Genomic DNA, 13,823 nt, shown 5'->3' with positions numbered 1-13,823 from the left:
GTGCGCCTGACCGACCAAGGATCGTCATGACTGTTGCCCCCGCCACCCTGGTGGCGCTGATCATCGGCACGCTGATCGTCGCGCTGTTGCCGATCGTTGCGTTCCGCTTGCTGAAATCCCCGATGAAACTGGATCGTCGCGACGCCATCGTCGGCGTCGCGGCCTTCATGCTGTTCGCCACCCTGATCGAGCGCGGCGTCTACGCGCTCGCGCCGATGCTGCCGGGCGCCGTGCAATGGCTCTCGCAGCCGGTGGTCTTCGTCGCCTTCGGCATCGCGGTGGCCGCGGTGATCGAGGAGGGCGGCCGCTACCTCGGCCTGCGTTTCGTCGAGCGTCGCTACGGCGCCTCATCGGGCGACGCGCGCGGGCTCGGCTACGGGATCGGCTTCGGCGGCGCGCAGGCCTGGTTCGTCGGCGTGATCGTGCTGGGCCAGTGGGTCTGGCTGGTGTGGCTCGCGCAGCGCGGCCAGCTCAACCAGCAGCTCTCGACCATGCCGCCCGATCTCGCGCTGCGCATCCAGATGATGCTGATCACCATGTCGGCCTCGACCATCGTGGTGCGCGTGCTCGAATGCCTGGCCGCCTTCACCTTCCAGCTCGCCATGTCGGTGCTGGTGTGGCGCGGGGTGCAGGCGCGCAAGCGCTGGATCCTGCCGCTGGCGATCGTGCTGCACCCGATCGGCGACCTGCCGCTGATGGCCTTCAATGCCGGCGCGATTCCCGTGTCGACGATGGTCACGGCCTACGGCCTGATGACCCTGATCCTGATTGCCGCGCTGGTCCGCTGGTGCCGGCCGGCCACGCGCACCGCCTGAGCCCGACCACGATGGACGACTACCACTACGACTGTGCCAGCGCCGAGTTCGACGCGCTCGCGCATGTGATCTGCGACCTGTTCCCGGAACAGACGAGTTTCGCCGAGCGCGGCGACGAAGGCGGGCGCTTCCTGCACGTGCAATGGCTGGGGATGCGTTTCGGCTCGGCGCCCAAGCGCATGACGCTGGCGCTGCGCATCGAGCCGGCGGCCTTCGCGCGCTACCTGGCGATGCGGCCGATGCAGCGCGCGCGCAGCCACGCGGTGCTGCGCGCCTATGTCGAGGCCTTCATCGGCTCGCTGGAAGAGCGGCACGCGGAAGGCCAGGCGATCGAGCGCGATACCGAGCTGGTGCTGGGCGAGGAATTCGCCTGAGCGGGTGCTGTCGCCGCGGCCGCGGTGATTCCTGGGCGGCGGCGTAAATCGCCGGCGGCCTTGCGCCGCCGGTGCCTTCAAAGGATCGCCGCGCTTACTGCGTGACGCGATAGACCTGCGCGAAACGCTGCGCCTGCACCACGCCGTAGTCGCCGGGCGCGTACTGCATGACCCAGTCGCCGGCCGCGCCGCGCAGCACGTCGCCGTTTTCCGAACGCGCGATCGAGAACGCCGCCTCCATCCGTTTCGCCAGCACCACCGCCGGCCGGTTCCGGTACGGGCCGGCGTCGCCGTGCGCGAGCCCCTCGGCGGCCGGCAGGTACTTGTCGTCGAAACGCTGGCGGGACACCACCCAGCGATCGCCGGTCGAGCCCGTCACGATCGCGTCGCCGGCCGCGTAGCGGTTCGGCCCTTCCAGGCTCATTAGTTCGCCCGCCTCGGCGGCGAAGGCCACCTCCACGGTTTCGTCCTTGACGACGCGTTGCGCGGCGGGATCCGTGCGCAGGTCGATTTGCTTCAGTTCGATCATGGTTCGCGTGCCTGGCTGAGAAAAGCCCGAACTGTAGCTTGAAACCGGCCGGCCGTGGGGCTGGCGGCCTTGGTGCGCCGTCCGGCTCGCCCGGTTCGCGCGGGCTGGCGGCGAGGCTTCTCCGGGCCGGGTCGAGCCGCTTCAGGGCTGCTTCGAGGCCGCCTCGAGGTCACGTCACGGCCCCGTCAGAACCGCCCCGGGACCGCTTCAGGGCCGGCAACCCAGGCGCCGGTATTCGGCTTCCGGCGAGGCGCGCCGGTCGTATTCGCCGAGCTCGTTGCGCAACTGGCCATCCGGGCCCATGCGGCGCACCACCACGTTGTGGCGATCCGGCTCGGCGATGGCCTGGCCGACCATGCCGGCGAGTTCCTGGCAGCGCGCCGAGGCGGGCGTGGCGGCCGTCGCGCCGCCCTGCAGATTGCGGGCGAGCGGCGAGGCGAAGCGGGTGGCGGAGGCCGGCGCGGGCGCGGCGGCGCCTCGATGTGCGGCCAGTTGCGCCCAGACGGGCGGCGGCGCGATCAGCAGCAAGGGGAGCAGGCGGGACAGGAACAGGCGAGCGCGCATGGCATGAATGTCGGTGTTTTGTAAGGAGTCTTCAGACCCGGCCCGCCCGAATCGGTTCACTCCCGCGACATCGGCACCCGCCGCCAATGAAAAAACCGGCCCGCCGCTGTGAAGCGGCGGGCCGGTTCGATGGCCTGCGAGGGCGGGGCGCCAAGGCGCCGCCCAAGGCTTACTGCGCGGCCGGGGCGCTGGCCGCGTCGGCTGCCGGGGCGGCCGGCTTCTTGGCCGCGCCCTTGTGCGGCGCATGCTTGCCACCCTGCGGGCCGCGATGGTTCCAGCGCTCGCGGAAGGTCTTGTCGGCAATCGCCTTCTGCTCCGGCGAGAGTGCCTCGTACAGCGGGCCGAAGGTGTCGACCAGCTTCTTGGCGCCGTCGGCGTTCGCCTGGGCGATTTCCGCGTACTGCTTCACGTCGTCGAGGGCCGTTGCCGAGGTTTTGCCGTCGGCGCGCTCGCCATAGAGGCGGCCCATGGTTTCACCGTTCTCGCGCATCGTGTCGGCGAACGGTTGCCATTGGGCTTCCTGGGCCTGCGTGATCTTCAACTGCTTGTGCAGGTAGGTGATCCGTTCCTCGACGCGGGCCTCGTGACGCGCGGCGTGCGTGGCGCCCGGCGTCGAGGCGGCTGCCGCCGGAGCGGAAGCGGGCGTCTGGGCGTGGGCGGCGAGCGAGCCGGTAAGCGCGAACAGCGCGGCGAGAGTCAGCGAGATCTTTTTCATTGGAACTCCTGTGTGGTCGTCAAACGGTATCCGGTGGTGCCTGCCGCCGCCTGGTGTCAGGTCGGGTATAGCAAGTCGCGAGCCGGAGACGCGCGCTATTAGTAGCATGCGCAAGGGCAAATGTGCAGCGCGGCGACATCTGCTTACAACCGAAACGAAATCGAAATCGCCGCCGCGGGGGCCCTGGGCGCGGCCGGAATCGCGTGGGAAAGCCCGTTGCGGCGGGCTGCGCGTTTGGGCCGGCGACGCTTCGGCGCTATCATCGCGACACCTTGTCACGGAATCCGTCATGCGCCCACCTCGACTCGACCAGCTCGACGAACTCGACCGCAACCTCGTCTCGCTGCTGCAGGCGAACGCGCGCGCGAGCGTCGCGGAACTGGCGCGTCAGCTCGGCGTGGCGCGCACCACGGTGATCGCGCGCATCGAACGCCTGGAGCGCACCCAGGTGATCGCCGGCTACGGCGCGCGGCTCGGCCAGGACGTGCTCGACGCGAGCCTGGTGGCCTATGTCGGCATCATCCTCGCGCCCAAGTTCGGCCAGGACGTGCTCAAGCGGCTCGACCGCATGCCCGAGCTGCAACTGCTCTGCGCGGTGAGCGGCGAATACGATTACGTGGCCTGGCTGCGCGCCGATTCGCCGGGCCGGCTCAACGACCTGCTCGACGAGATCGGCGCGCTCGACGGCGTGGAGCGCACCACCACCTCGATCATCCTCGCGCGCAAGATCGATCGCGGCACCATCAGCGTCTGAATGCGGCACGGCGCGCGAATCCCGCGCGCCGAGGCAGTCTCCCGGCACAAGCACAAACAAGGATATCGACCACAGGAGCGCAGCGGCCATGAAGACCAGTCAGGCATTTTCCCGTCCCGAACGCTGGTTGCGGCTCGCCTCCTGGGCGCTCGCGATCGTGTTCGCGCTGTTCCTCAACATGCTCGGCAGCCTGGTGATCCGCGACCTGATGTTCGCGCCGCGCGGCGGCCCGCCCGAGGCCGCGCAGTTCGCCGACACGGCGCGCGACGCGGCCCTGCGCGACGAGCGGCGCGCGCTGGAGGGCGAGCGCGCCAGCCTGTCGACGCGGCAGGACGCCGCCAACGCGGGCGCCACGCGCGCCCGGCGCGACTACGACAATGCCCGCGAGGCGTTCCGCAACTGGGTGGCCACGCGCACCGCGACCGGCGACAGCAGCCGCAACCCCGAGCTGCTCGCGCGCACCCAGGAACTCGACAAGCTGCAGGCGGCGCTGGCGGGCTGGCAGAAGCAGCAGGACACGCTGGCCGACCAGGCGAGCGCGCTGGAACAGCGCTCCAGCGCGCTCGAGACGCGCGCCGAGCAGGCCGGCGGCGAGGCGGACCAGCGCTACCAGGCCGCGCTGCGCCGCTATTCGCTGGCCGTGTTCGGCTGGCGCCTGGCCTTCACGCTGCCGGTGCTGCTGCTCGCCGTGTGGCTGTTCCTGCGCTACCGCCGCGCGCGCTACTGGCCCTTCGTCTACGGCTTCGGACTGTTCGCGCTGTCGGCCTTCTTCGTCGAGCTGGTGCCCTACCTGCCCGACTTCGGCGGTTATGTGCGGGTGGCGGTCGGCATCGCGCTGACGATCTTCGCCGGCATATACATGCTGCGGGCCTTCCAGCGCTACGTCGAGCGCAAGCGCGAGGAGATGCAGCGCAGCCAGGACGAACGGGCCCAGTCGATCGGCTACGAGAAGGCGATCGCCTCGTTCCAGAAGAAGATGTGCCCGTCCTGCGACAAGCCCTGGAGTCTCGGCGGCGAGCAGTCGACCTTCTGCATCCACTGCGGCCTGAAGCTGTTCCAGTCCTGCGCCTGCGGCACGCGCAATTTCGCCTTCTTCCCGTTCTGCAGCGGCTGCGGGGCGGCGGTGCAGCGCGAGGAGCCGCCGGCGGCCTCCTGAGGCCCGGCGGCGCGACGAAGCTTGCGCGCGCAACGACCCGCGAGCCGCTTCGCGGGCGGGCGTCTCAATCGTGCAGCGAGTGCACGTGCCGCATCTTGCCGAACAACCAGTCGAACAGGGAATGGCCGTGTTCCTGCTCGGCGGGCAGCGCCGCGGTCAGCTTGCCGAGCTTGTCCTGCCGGTAGGCCAGCAACTGGCACAGCTTCTCGGCCACTTCCGGATGCGCCTTCAGGAACGCGCTCATGTCGTCCTTGCCGAGCTGGAACAGGACCGCGGGCGTTAGCGTGGTGATCGACACCCGCATCGGCAGGCCGGCCAGCAAGCCCGCCTCCCCGAAGGCCTCGCCCGGGCCGACCCGGGCCAGCTCGCGTTCTCCCGAGGCTTCGCGGAACACCACCGACAACACCCCGGTATAGACGATCGCCAGGCTGTCCGGCACCGTGTCCGGCGCGAGGATTTCCTGGTTGGCCCGGTATTCGTGCCGCGAAAGACGCTTCGCGAGCTGGGCCACCTCGGCGGCGTCGAGGCTTTCGAACAACGACACGCGCTTGAGCAGCGCTTGCCTGGCATCGCCGGCCTCGGCCGCCGGCGCCGGCACGCCCAGCGCGCGCAAGGGCACCCCGGCGGCGGCCAGGTGCCGGTAGCACAGGTCGAACAGCTCGTTGGAGGCGGCGCGCTTGAGCGCCATGTCGTCGACGAAGCCCACCACCTCGTAATGGATCGAGTTGAGCGTCGCGCGCTGCACGCGCGCATAGGCGGCGGGCGAGCGCAGTATCGCGTGGCAGCCGGTCAGCGCCCGTTCCAGCGCGTCCAGCACGGTCCTGGGGCGCGCCTCGGGGTCGATCTCGAGCACCAGCGAGAGACCATGGACCTTGGCCGGGCGGCTGTTGTTCGAGATCTTCGCCTTGGCGGTCAGCGCGTTCGGCACGACCAGGGTATTGCCCTGGCCGGTGAGCAGGTGCGTGGCGCGCCAGTTCATCTCGACGACCATGCCCTCCACGTCGTCGATGACGACCCAGTCGCCCACCGAATAGGGCTCGGTGGTGCTGAGCACGATGCCCGCGAACACGTCGCTGAGCGTGCTCTGGATCGCCAGGCCGAGCACGATGGCCAGCGCGCCCGAGGTGGCGACCAGGCCGCGCACCGGCAGCTCCAGCACGAAGGCCAGCGCCGCCACCGCCGCGGCGAGAAACACGATGGCGCCGAACACGTCCGAGAACAGCCGCTGCTTGCGCCAGCTGCGCGGCAGCAGGAGCAGGTCGAGCGAGAGCGTCAGCAGGCGCGCGCCCATCAGCCACCAGATGATTTCGAGGATCTGCGCGAGCCAGTGCAGCCCCGCGGCGTCGCGATACGGCGGCTCGCCGAACGGGCTCATGTCCGCGCTGAACAGCAGCCAGCTCAGGGCCGCGAACAGCGCGAGCCGGATGAACAGGCGAGTGCGTTCGTAGGGGGGAAGCCGGGCGCGCCACACGAGGATATCGGCCGCGACGATGCTCGAGGCCACAATCAGCGGATATTTCACGGGTCGCTCCGGAACCGGGCTTGTCGGAAGTACGGGGGGCGCCGCCGAACCCGGTATCTCCCGGAGTCTCGGCCGAAAAGACGGGTGGGGGCGCAGCCGCTAGCATGCCCGACTCGCCTGGACTCGTCGACTCGATCCGCGCGAAAATCGATCCGCGAAAACGCCGGCGATCGCGCGGTGCCGCCGGGGCCTGCTGCCCTGGATCCCGCGCCGCGTTGCGGGGCCGATTCCGACATAAAGTCGAAACGCTTCGTCATATCGACGAAAATCGGTGTCGGATCGCATCACTTTCCGTCTATCAACTGTTTTTGCTCGTTCGTACACTCTCCTGCAGGCAGTCGAATCGCCTTCGAACACAACAAACACACGTCAGGAGAGTCATCATGAAGATCGCCATCGTCGGCGCCGGCCTGATCGGCCACACCATTGCCCACCTGCTGCGCGAAACGGGCGACTACCAGGTGGTCGCCTTCGACCGTGACGCCGAGGCGCTGGCCAAGCTCGCCGAGGCCGGCATCGAGACGCGCCGAGTCGATTCGGCCGACGCCAACGCGATTCGCGACGCGCTCAAGGGCTTCGACGCGCTGGTCAACGCGCTGCCGTACTACCTGGCCGTGAACGTGGCCGCGGCGGCCAAGGCGGCCGGCGTCCACTACTTCGACCTGACCGAGGACGTGCGCGCCACCCATGCGATCCGCAGCCTGGCCGAGGGCGCCGAGCATGCCTTCATGCCGCAATGCGGGCTCGCGCCGGGCTTCATCGGCATCGCCGCGCATTCGCTGGTGGAGGGCTTCAGCGAGATCCGCGACGTCAAGATGCGGGTCGGCGCGCTGCCCGAGTACCCGACCAACGCGCTGAAGTACAACCTGACCTGGAGCGTGGACGGCCTGATCAACGAATACTGCCAGCCCTGCGAGGCGATCCGTGACGGCCAGCGCCAATGGGTGCAGCCGCTCGAAGGCCTCGAGCACTTCTCGCTGGACGGCATCGAATACGAGGCCTTCAACACCTCGGGCGGCCTCGGCACGCTGTGCGAGACGCTGGCCGACAAGGTCGGCACGCTCGACTACAAGTCGGTGCGCTACCCGGGCCACCGCGACCTGATGCAGTTCCTGCTGGAAGACATGCGCCTGGCCAGCGACCGCGACGCGCTCAAGGCGATGATGCGGCGCGCGGTGCCCTCCACCAAGCAGGACGTGGTGCTGGTGTTCGTGACCGTGACGGGCGTGAAGAACGGCCAGCTGGTGCAGGACGTGTTCACGCGCAAGATCTTCGCCAACGAGATCGGCGGCATGCCGATGAGCGCGATCCAGATCACCACGGCCGGCGCGATGTGCGCGGTGCTCGACCTGTTCCGAGAAGGCCGGCTGCCGCAACGCGGCTTCGTGCGCCAGGAGCAGGTGCCCCTCGAGGCCTTCCTGAAGAACCGCTTCGGCCGGCTCTACGAAGGCGCGATGACGGTGCCCTCGCACGCCATGGCATGAGCGGGCCGGGCAGCAGGCCCGGATAGGAAAAACGGCCGACGCGGGTGGTTTCCACCCGCGTCGGCCGTTTGTATTTCAGGCGCCTTCGCGCGCCGCCCGCCGCGGCTCAGGCCGGCAGCGGCGGCACCATCGCGCTCGGCGCGGGCGGCACGATGGCGTGCAGCAGCGCCTCCACGTCGGCCGCGCCCGGCGCGGTGTTGTCGAACCTCAGCAGTCCTTCGCAGGCCTCGCCGCTCGGCACGAAACGGCGCGCGCGATACTCGTCCCAGTGCGCGAGCTTGTAGGCGTCGTTGGGATTGCCGCGCGCGACGATGCGCTCGCGCGCCATCTCCTCCGAGGTATGCACCCAGACCACGCGCAACTCCACGTCGTGGCCGATGCCCAGCCACTGCCGGTTGAACAGCCGCCCGTCGCGGATCTCGCGCGACAGCGGGCCGACCACCAGCACGCTGATGCCCAGCTCCAGGTTCTCGCGCGCGGTGTCGAGCAGGCCCTGGTATTCCGGATCGCGCAGGTGCTGCAGGTAGAGCGGGCTGTCGCGATCGTTCGGGTCCTGCGTGAGCGCGCCCATCGCGGCGGCGCTGTAGCGGCCGTAGAGCGTGTCCTTGTCGAGCAGGCAGAAGGCCTCGCCGGTGCTGCGCATCAGCGGGCCGATCAACTGCTTGGCGAGGGTGGTCTTGCCGGTGCCGGCATGACCGCAGAAAAACACCAGGTACTTCACGGGCGTGAGCCTCCGGGGCGGGGTGAGGGGACGATGCCGGGCGCGCGGCGGGGAAGCCGTCGCAAGCCGGCGGAAGGCCGCCGGAAAGGCGATCGTCGGCCGCGCGCGACTGCACGATGATGACCGCGAAGCCCCGGCCGCGCAAGGCCGGCGAGGCCGGGCGAACTGCTGCGTGGAGCGGGGCGGAACGGCTACACTAGCGGATCGACTCATCGACAGAAACGGACGTTTCCCCCCGACACAATGTTGATCAACTGCGTTGCCTACCAGAACGGCCAGAAGCTGGCCGACATCGACATCGACGACATCAGCGACTACGTGGCCCGCCCCGAATGCTTCGTCTGGGTCGCGCTGAAGGAACCCGAGCCCGCGGAGCTGGAGCGCATGGGCGAGGAGTTCGGCCTGCACGAGCTGGCGCTCGAGGATGCGCGCAACGGCCACCAGCGGCCGAAGATCGAGGAATACGGCGACTCGCTGTTCGCGGTGATGCACACGGTCGAGCTCGATGCCGACGACGAGTTCGAGATCGGCGAGCTGAACGTGTTCGTCGGCCCCAACTACATCCTGTCGATCCGCAACCACACCTCGCACGGCTTCCAGGACGTGCGCGTGCGCTGCGAGCGCGAGCCGCACCTGCTCAAGGAAGGCGCGGCCTTCGTGTTCTACGCGCTGATGGACCAGATCGTCGATCGCTACTTCCCGACCGTGGAGGCGCTGGGCGCCGAGCTGGAGGCACTCGAGGACCGCATCTTCGAGAAATCGACACCGGCCACCGCGCGCGCGATCATCCAGGATCTCTATTCGCTCAAGCGCCGGCTGATGATCGTCTACCAGCACACGGCGCCGCTGCTCGAACCGCTCTCGAAGCTGGTCGGCGGGCGCACGCCGCAGGTCTGCAGCGGCATGGAGCATTACTTCCGCGATGTCTACGACCACCTGCTGCGCATCACCAAGACCCTGGAGGCGCGCCGCGAAATGGTGGTGACCGCGGTGCAGGTCGACCTCGGCATGATCTCGCTGGCCGAGAGCGAGGTGACCAAGCGGCTCGGCTCCTTCGCCGCCTTGTTCGCGATCCCGACCATGATCGCCGGGATCTACGGCATGAACTTCAACAACATCCCCGAGCTGCACTGGCGCTTCGGCTTCTATGTCTGCCTGGGCGTGATGGCGATCGGGGATTTCGCGCTCTGGTGGCGCTTCAAGCGCGCCGGCTGGCTCTGAGCGCGGCGGCGCGCGGCGCGTGTCAGGTCTTCGCGTAGTGGCCGGCGGCGACGTTCCACTGGCGCACCTGCCAGTGGCGCACCAGCTTGTTCTTCACATAGGGATCGGCATTCGCGAAGGCCTCGGCCGCGGCCGGCGAGGCGCCGGTGAACACCAGCACCGCGCAGTCGGCCGGATCGGCCAGCGCGCCGGCCAGCAGCAGCTCGCCGCGCTCGGTGGCGGCCTGGGCCAGCGCCAGGTGTTCGTCGCGATACTGGCCGCGCCGCTCGAGGTAGTTGTCGACCAGGTCGTAGGTCAGCAGGTAGTACATCGTGTCTCCTCCGTTCGGGCTCGGGCGCCGGCTCGGACGCGGCGCGAAAGGTCCAGTATAGGCGCGGCCCCGGGCCGCGCGAACAAATGCTTACGATTCGATACGGTCGCGCCGCGTGCTTCGCGGCACACTGCGCGCGCGCCTGCCCGGGCGCGTCGCGAGGGGCGACGCGCGGGCGGGGCGAGAAGGAAATCCGGATGACGTTTCGAACCTTGTTGCTTGCCGGCGCGCTCGCGCCGGTGCTGGCCGCCTGCGGGTGGTTCCACGACGGCCCCGCGCCGGCCGAGATCGATGCCGCCGTGCGGCAGGCGCTGGACGACGAGAACCACGGCGCGCTCAACAGCTTCCTCGGCCAGCCCTTGCCGGTGGCGGCCGATGTCGCCTCGATCCGCGAGGAGGGCCCGTGCCGCAAGACGGCCGAGCATGCCTATACCTGCGACGTGGTGATCGCCTGGCATTCGGGCAAGTCGGAGGATGCGTCTTCCTCGCGCGCCTCGCTGGTGTTCTCGCGCGACGGGCAGGACCAGTGGCGCACCTATGGCGTGGACGCGGCGCTGGTGACCGGCGCCGCGCATTCGATGGTCGACGATATCCGCCGCGCGCTGCCGGGCAGTGCCGCTTCGACGGCTCAGCAGCAATGAGGCGGCGCGTCAGTCGCGCCTGAGGACGGATGAAACGGAAAGGGCGGCGCGGACCTGATGACCCGCGCCGCCCTTTCTTCATGCCGCGCCGCGTTCGGCACCCCGGCAATCGCTCGCCGGTGTGCCGCGAGCCGGCTTACCAGCGGTGGTCGTCGCGATGGTCGTCGCCGCGGTGGTCGCGATCGTCGTAGCGGCGATCGCCCGGCGGGTGGGCGCGGTTCCAGTCGTCGCGTGCCCAGTAGCGGCGGCCGTCCCAGTAGCGGTCGCCGTGCCAGCCGATGCTGACGTCGACCGCCACGCCCGGCTGCGCATAGGCCGGCTGCGCGGCGTAGCCGCCGCCATATCCCCCACCATACCCACCGCCGTAGCCCGGATTGGCCGGGTAGGCCACGCAGCCCGTGAGCAGCGAGCCGGCCAGCAGGGCCGGCGCCAGCAAGGCGATCGTCTTGATGTTCTTCATGTCTTTCCCCCAAGCGGTTGGTGTGATGAGGGGAAGCATAGGGGGAGCGATCGTCACATGCGGTAAAGGATTGCAACCGTTGATGACGAACCCGAAATACCGCGCCGGCCGCCTCAGCCGGCGGGTTTCGTCCCCGTCACGGCGGGCAGGGCCGCGGCGCCCGCCTCGGGCGCGTTCTGGATCATCAGCATCTGCGGGCTGGCCAGCGTGATCGAGGCCGCGCGCAGTTGTTTCAGGATCTCGAACAGCAGGTCGCTCTTGGTCGTGGCGGTGATGCGCGGGCTGCTCACGTAGCCGGTCACGCTCAGCGTGATGCCGTCCGGCGTGAGCTGGCTGAAGGTGACCGAGGGCGCGGGCTTCTCCAGGATCGCCGGATGCGCCTGGTAGGCGTTCAGCAGCAGGTCGCGCACCTGTTCCGGGTCGGTGTTGAGCGGGAAGGTCAGCATCAGGGTGGCCACGCCCTGGGTGCTGTTGCCCATCGTGACGTTGCGCAGGTTCTGCGAGATCAGCTGCGAGTTCGGCACGATCACGGTCGAGCGGTCACTCAGCTGGATCTCGGTGGCGCGCACGTTGATGCGGCGGATGTCGCCCTCCACGCCGCTGATGCTGACCATGTCGCCCACCTTCACCGGCCGCTCGGTCAGCAGGATCAGGCCCGACACGAAGTTCTTGACGATCTCCTGCAGGCCGAAGCCGATCCCCACCGACAGCGCGCTGACGATCCAGGCCAGGCTGCTCCACTGCACGCCGAGCAGGGACAGCGTCATCAGCACCAGCAGCACGTAGCCGAGGTTGCTGAACAGCGTGACCAGCGAGGCGCGCATGCCGGGGTCCATGCCCAGGGTCGGCAGGAATTCGTTGTCGAGCCAGCGGCGCACCGAACGCAGCAGCCAGAAGCCCACCGCCAGCGCCAGCACCGCGTTGACGATGCGGTCCGGCACGATGTTGAGGCTGCGCAGCTTGGTGCCGCCGAGCATGGTCAGCAGGCTGTCGAACAGGTCGCTCGGGGTGGTGCCGAAACCGCCGGTCAGCAGCGACAGCGCGGCCAGCAGCACCAGCACCGCGACGCCGACGCCCGACAGCAGGGTCGAGGCCTGCTCCAGATGGCTGTCGTCCAGCCCGAACAGGTGCTTGATGGTGTTGCCGCTGCGGTACTGCGTCGAGAACAGGCTGGCGAAGGCGTCGCGCGTGATCTGCGTGAGCATGTAGAAGCTGCACAGCACGATCTCGAACCAGACCAGCTCGTAGGTGATGAAGCGCGCCACCGTGATGTAGCCGATCAGCAGCGCGGCCAGCGAGGCGATCACCGCCAGCGACACGCCGGCGTGGATCAGCCCGGCCAGGGTCGAGCGCGCCTCGGGCTGCTCGCCGGCCGCGGCCAGCTCGGCACGCGCGCGGTTGGCGCGCAGCAGGGTGGCGCCGATCGTCAGCGCCACCACCAGGGCCACGAGGCCGCGTCCGAAGATGGTCACCTGCAGGCTGGTGTCGGCGATCCGGTTCAGTTGCTCGAGCGTGCCCGAGACCAGCAGCAGCGCGGCCAGGATGGTGGGGAAGCGGCGCATCGCGAGCGCCACCGGATCGGCGATCGCCGGCAGCCGCCAGCTCGGATGGCGGGTGCAGAGCAGGGCGCGGCCGAGGCCCGCGATCAGCGCGCAGGTCATCGCCAGTTCGCTGAACTTGGCGGCGAAATCGTCGAGCGCGGGCGTGAGCGCCTCGCCGCGCGTCACCGCGAGATAGAGCAGTTGCACCGCGATGCCGGTCGAGATCACGGTGGCCAGCGCGGTGCTCAGCGCCAGCGCGCTGCGGCGCAGCCGCGTGGCCGGCAGGCGGTTCAGGCAGAACCAGGCGAAGCCGCGTTCCAGCATGCGCCGCCCGCCGCTCCAGACCGCGATCGCCAGGCCGAGCAGCAGCACCGTGCCCAGGCGCCGGCCATCCTCCCAGGCGAACGAGAACTGCGCGGCGATCTGGCCGAAGAACTTGTGCAGCCGGTCGATATCCTCCTGCTGCGGCGAGTGGAACGGCGCCCAGAAGCTCGGGCCGAGCAGGCTGCCCGAGCGCAGCGCGAGCTGGTTGCGCAACAATCCGCGGCGCAGTTTCGCGTACTGCTGGTCCAGGTTGGCGAGGTCGTCCTTCTGGGCCACGGCCTGTTTCAGCGCCGCGTCGAACTGGTCGCGGCGCGCGTCGAGATCGCTGCGCTGGTGCGCCACCGCCGGCGTCTCGGGCGGCGCGCCGGCCGCCGGCGGCGGCCCGAGCACGTCGAGCTGGGCCTGGATCTGCGCGCGCTGCGGCTTGAGCGCGTCGATCAGCTTGTCGACGTCGCCGCTGAGCGCCTCGGTGGCGGTATCGGCGGTGTCGATCTGGGTGTTGCTGGTGGCCGTCGAGGTCTGCTGCTTGATGCGGTCCTGCTCGGCCTGCAACTGCTTGAGCGAGGCGATCGCGTCGGCGTAGGAGATCGCCGGCGCGGCGGAGGCGGCGCTGGCGGCCGAGGCCACCAGTGGCTGCGCCTGCGCGGCCGGCATGCCGGTGCCGAGCAGGAGCGCCGAGAGCAGCAAGAGCA

At 69.5% G+C, this 13,823-nt stretch carries 15 protein-coding genes; 7 read left to right on the top strand and 8 right to left on the bottom strand.

Features of this window, described 5'->3' with window-relative positions; all coding sequences use genetic code 11:
- The first annotated feature begins 26 nt into the window (after positions 1 to 26).
- Together F3J10_RS00075 and F3J10_RS00070 are read left to right on the top strand one after the other, a co-directional pair.
- Positions 27 to 815, top strand: coding sequence for a YhfC family glutamic-type intramembrane protease (locus F3J10_RS00075; protein ID WP_166915852.1), 789 nt, complete (start codon positions 27 to 29; stop codon positions 813 to 815).
- An 11-nt stretch (positions 816 to 826) separates the two neighbouring features.
- Positions 827 to 1,189: a DUF3022 domain-containing protein gene (locus F3J10_RS00070; protein ID WP_025100464.1), complete on the top strand. Its 363-nt coding sequence runs from the start codon at positions 827 to 829 to the stop codon at positions 1,187 to 1,189.
- Positions 1,190 to 1,283: 94 nt separating this feature from the next.
- Here F3J10_RS00070 and F3J10_RS00065 read toward each other — a convergent pair whose 3' ends face one another.
- The 3 genes from F3J10_RS00065 to F3J10_RS00055 form a co-directional block, all read right to left on the bottom strand.
- Entirely contained in the window at positions 1,284 to 1,718 is a 435-nt protein-coding gene (locus tag F3J10_RS00065) for a PGDYG domain-containing protein (RefSeq protein ID WP_025100463.1), read from the bottom strand.
- A gap of 207 nt (positions 1,719 to 1,925) precedes the next feature.
- Positions 1,926 to 2,282 (bottom strand): hypothetical protein, encoded by a 357-nt coding sequence (locus tag F3J10_RS00060; RefSeq protein WP_167240466.1) that lies wholly within the window; start codon positions 2,280 to 2,282, stop codon positions 1,926 to 1,928.
- Positions 2,283 to 2,451: 169 nt separating this feature from the next.
- The gene (locus tag F3J10_RS00055; RefSeq protein WP_025100461.1) at positions 2,452 to 2,997 is read right to left on the bottom strand and encodes a Spy/CpxP family protein refolding chaperone; all 546 of its coding nucleotides are present in this window, start codon (positions 2,995 to 2,997) and stop codon (positions 2,452 to 2,454) included.
- A gap of 289 nt (positions 2,998 to 3,286) precedes the next feature.
- Here F3J10_RS00055 and F3J10_RS00050 point away from each other — a divergent pair, with 289 nt between their 5' ends.
- Together F3J10_RS00050 and F3J10_RS00045 are read left to right on the top strand one after the other, a co-directional pair.
- On the top strand, positions 3,287 to 3,751 hold the full coding sequence (locus tag F3J10_RS00050; protein ID WP_013698172.1) for an Lrp/AsnC family transcriptional regulator: 465 nt from the start codon (positions 3,287 to 3,289) through the stop codon (positions 3,749 to 3,751).
- A gap of 88 nt (positions 3,752 to 3,839) precedes the next feature.
- Complete coding sequence (locus F3J10_RS00045; protein ID WP_167232228.1) at positions 3,840 to 4,907, top strand: zinc ribbon domain-containing protein; 1,068 nt, start codon at positions 3,840 to 3,842, stop codon at positions 4,905 to 4,907.
- Between the two features lie 64 nt (positions 4,908 to 4,971).
- On the opposite strand, the gene F3J10_RS00040 is transcribed toward F3J10_RS00045, so the two are convergent.
- Positions 4,972 to 6,429, bottom strand: a complete 1,458-nt coding sequence (locus tag F3J10_RS00040) for a mechanosensitive ion channel family protein (protein ID WP_167232226.1) — start codon at positions 6,427 to 6,429, stop codon at positions 4,972 to 4,974.
- Positions 6,430 to 6,812: 383 nt separating this feature from the next.
- Between F3J10_RS00040 and F3J10_RS00035 the strand changes: the two genes are divergently transcribed.
- Positions 6,813 to 7,913, top strand: coding sequence for a saccharopine dehydrogenase C-terminal domain-containing protein (locus F3J10_RS00035; RefSeq protein WP_013698170.1), 1,101 nt, complete (start codon positions 6,813 to 6,815; stop codon positions 7,911 to 7,913).
- Positions 7,914 to 8,019: 106 nt separating this feature from the next.
- Here F3J10_RS00035 and F3J10_RS00030 read toward each other — a convergent pair whose 3' ends face one another.
- The gene (locus tag F3J10_RS00030; protein ID WP_017921435.1) at positions 8,020 to 8,634 is read right to left on the bottom strand and encodes an ATP-binding protein; all 615 of its coding nucleotides are present in this window, start codon (positions 8,632 to 8,634) and stop codon (positions 8,020 to 8,022) included.
- Positions 8,635 to 8,877: 243 nt separating this feature from the next.
- Here F3J10_RS00030 and corA point away from each other — a divergent pair, with 243 nt between their 5' ends.
- Positions 8,878 to 9,855 (top strand): magnesium/cobalt transporter CorA, encoded by a 978-nt coding sequence (gene corA / locus F3J10_RS00025; protein WP_025100458.1) that lies wholly within the window; start codon positions 8,878 to 8,880, stop codon positions 9,853 to 9,855.
- Between the two features lie 22 nt (positions 9,856 to 9,877).
- Here the strand turns inward: corA and F3J10_RS00020 are convergent, their stop codons facing one another.
- Positions 9,878 to 10,165: a YciI-like protein gene (locus tag F3J10_RS00020; protein WP_025100457.1), complete on the bottom strand. Its 288-nt coding sequence runs from the start codon at positions 10,163 to 10,165 to the stop codon at positions 9,878 to 9,880.
- Positions 10,166 to 10,362: 197 nt separating this feature from the next.
- On the opposite strand from F3J10_RS00020, the gene F3J10_RS00015 reads away from it, so the two are divergent.
- Positions 10,363 to 10,806, top strand: coding sequence for a hypothetical protein (locus F3J10_RS00015; protein ID WP_167240464.1), 444 nt, complete (start codon positions 10,363 to 10,365; stop codon positions 10,804 to 10,806).
- Between the two features lie 136 nt (positions 10,807 to 10,942).
- On the opposite strand, the gene F3J10_RS00010 is transcribed toward F3J10_RS00015, so the two are convergent.
- Together F3J10_RS00010 and F3J10_RS00005 are read right to left on the bottom strand one after the other, a co-directional pair.
- Positions 10,943 to 11,266 carry a hypothetical protein gene (locus F3J10_RS00010; protein WP_166915862.1) on the bottom strand — a complete coding sequence of 108 codons (324 nt, stop codon included), beginning with the start codon at positions 11,264 to 11,266 and terminating at the stop codon, positions 10,943 to 10,945.
- 113 nt (positions 11,267 to 11,379) lie between these two features.
- On the bottom strand, positions 11,380 to 13,818 hold the full coding sequence (locus tag F3J10_RS00005; protein ID WP_240155297.1) for a DUF3772 domain-containing protein: 2,439 nt from the start codon (positions 13,816 to 13,818) through the stop codon (positions 11,380 to 11,382).
- Between the last annotated feature and the right edge of the window lie 5 nt (positions 13,819 to 13,823).

Source organism: Burkholderia sp. Cy-637, assembly GCF_011753175.1.
Classification (GTDB): domain Bacteria; phylum Pseudomonadota; class Gammaproteobacteria; order Burkholderiales; family Burkholderiaceae; genus Burkholderia; species Burkholderia gladioli.
The sequence above is the reverse complement of the archived record's forward strand: the minus strand, read 5'-3'. Positions and strand labels throughout refer to the sequence as shown.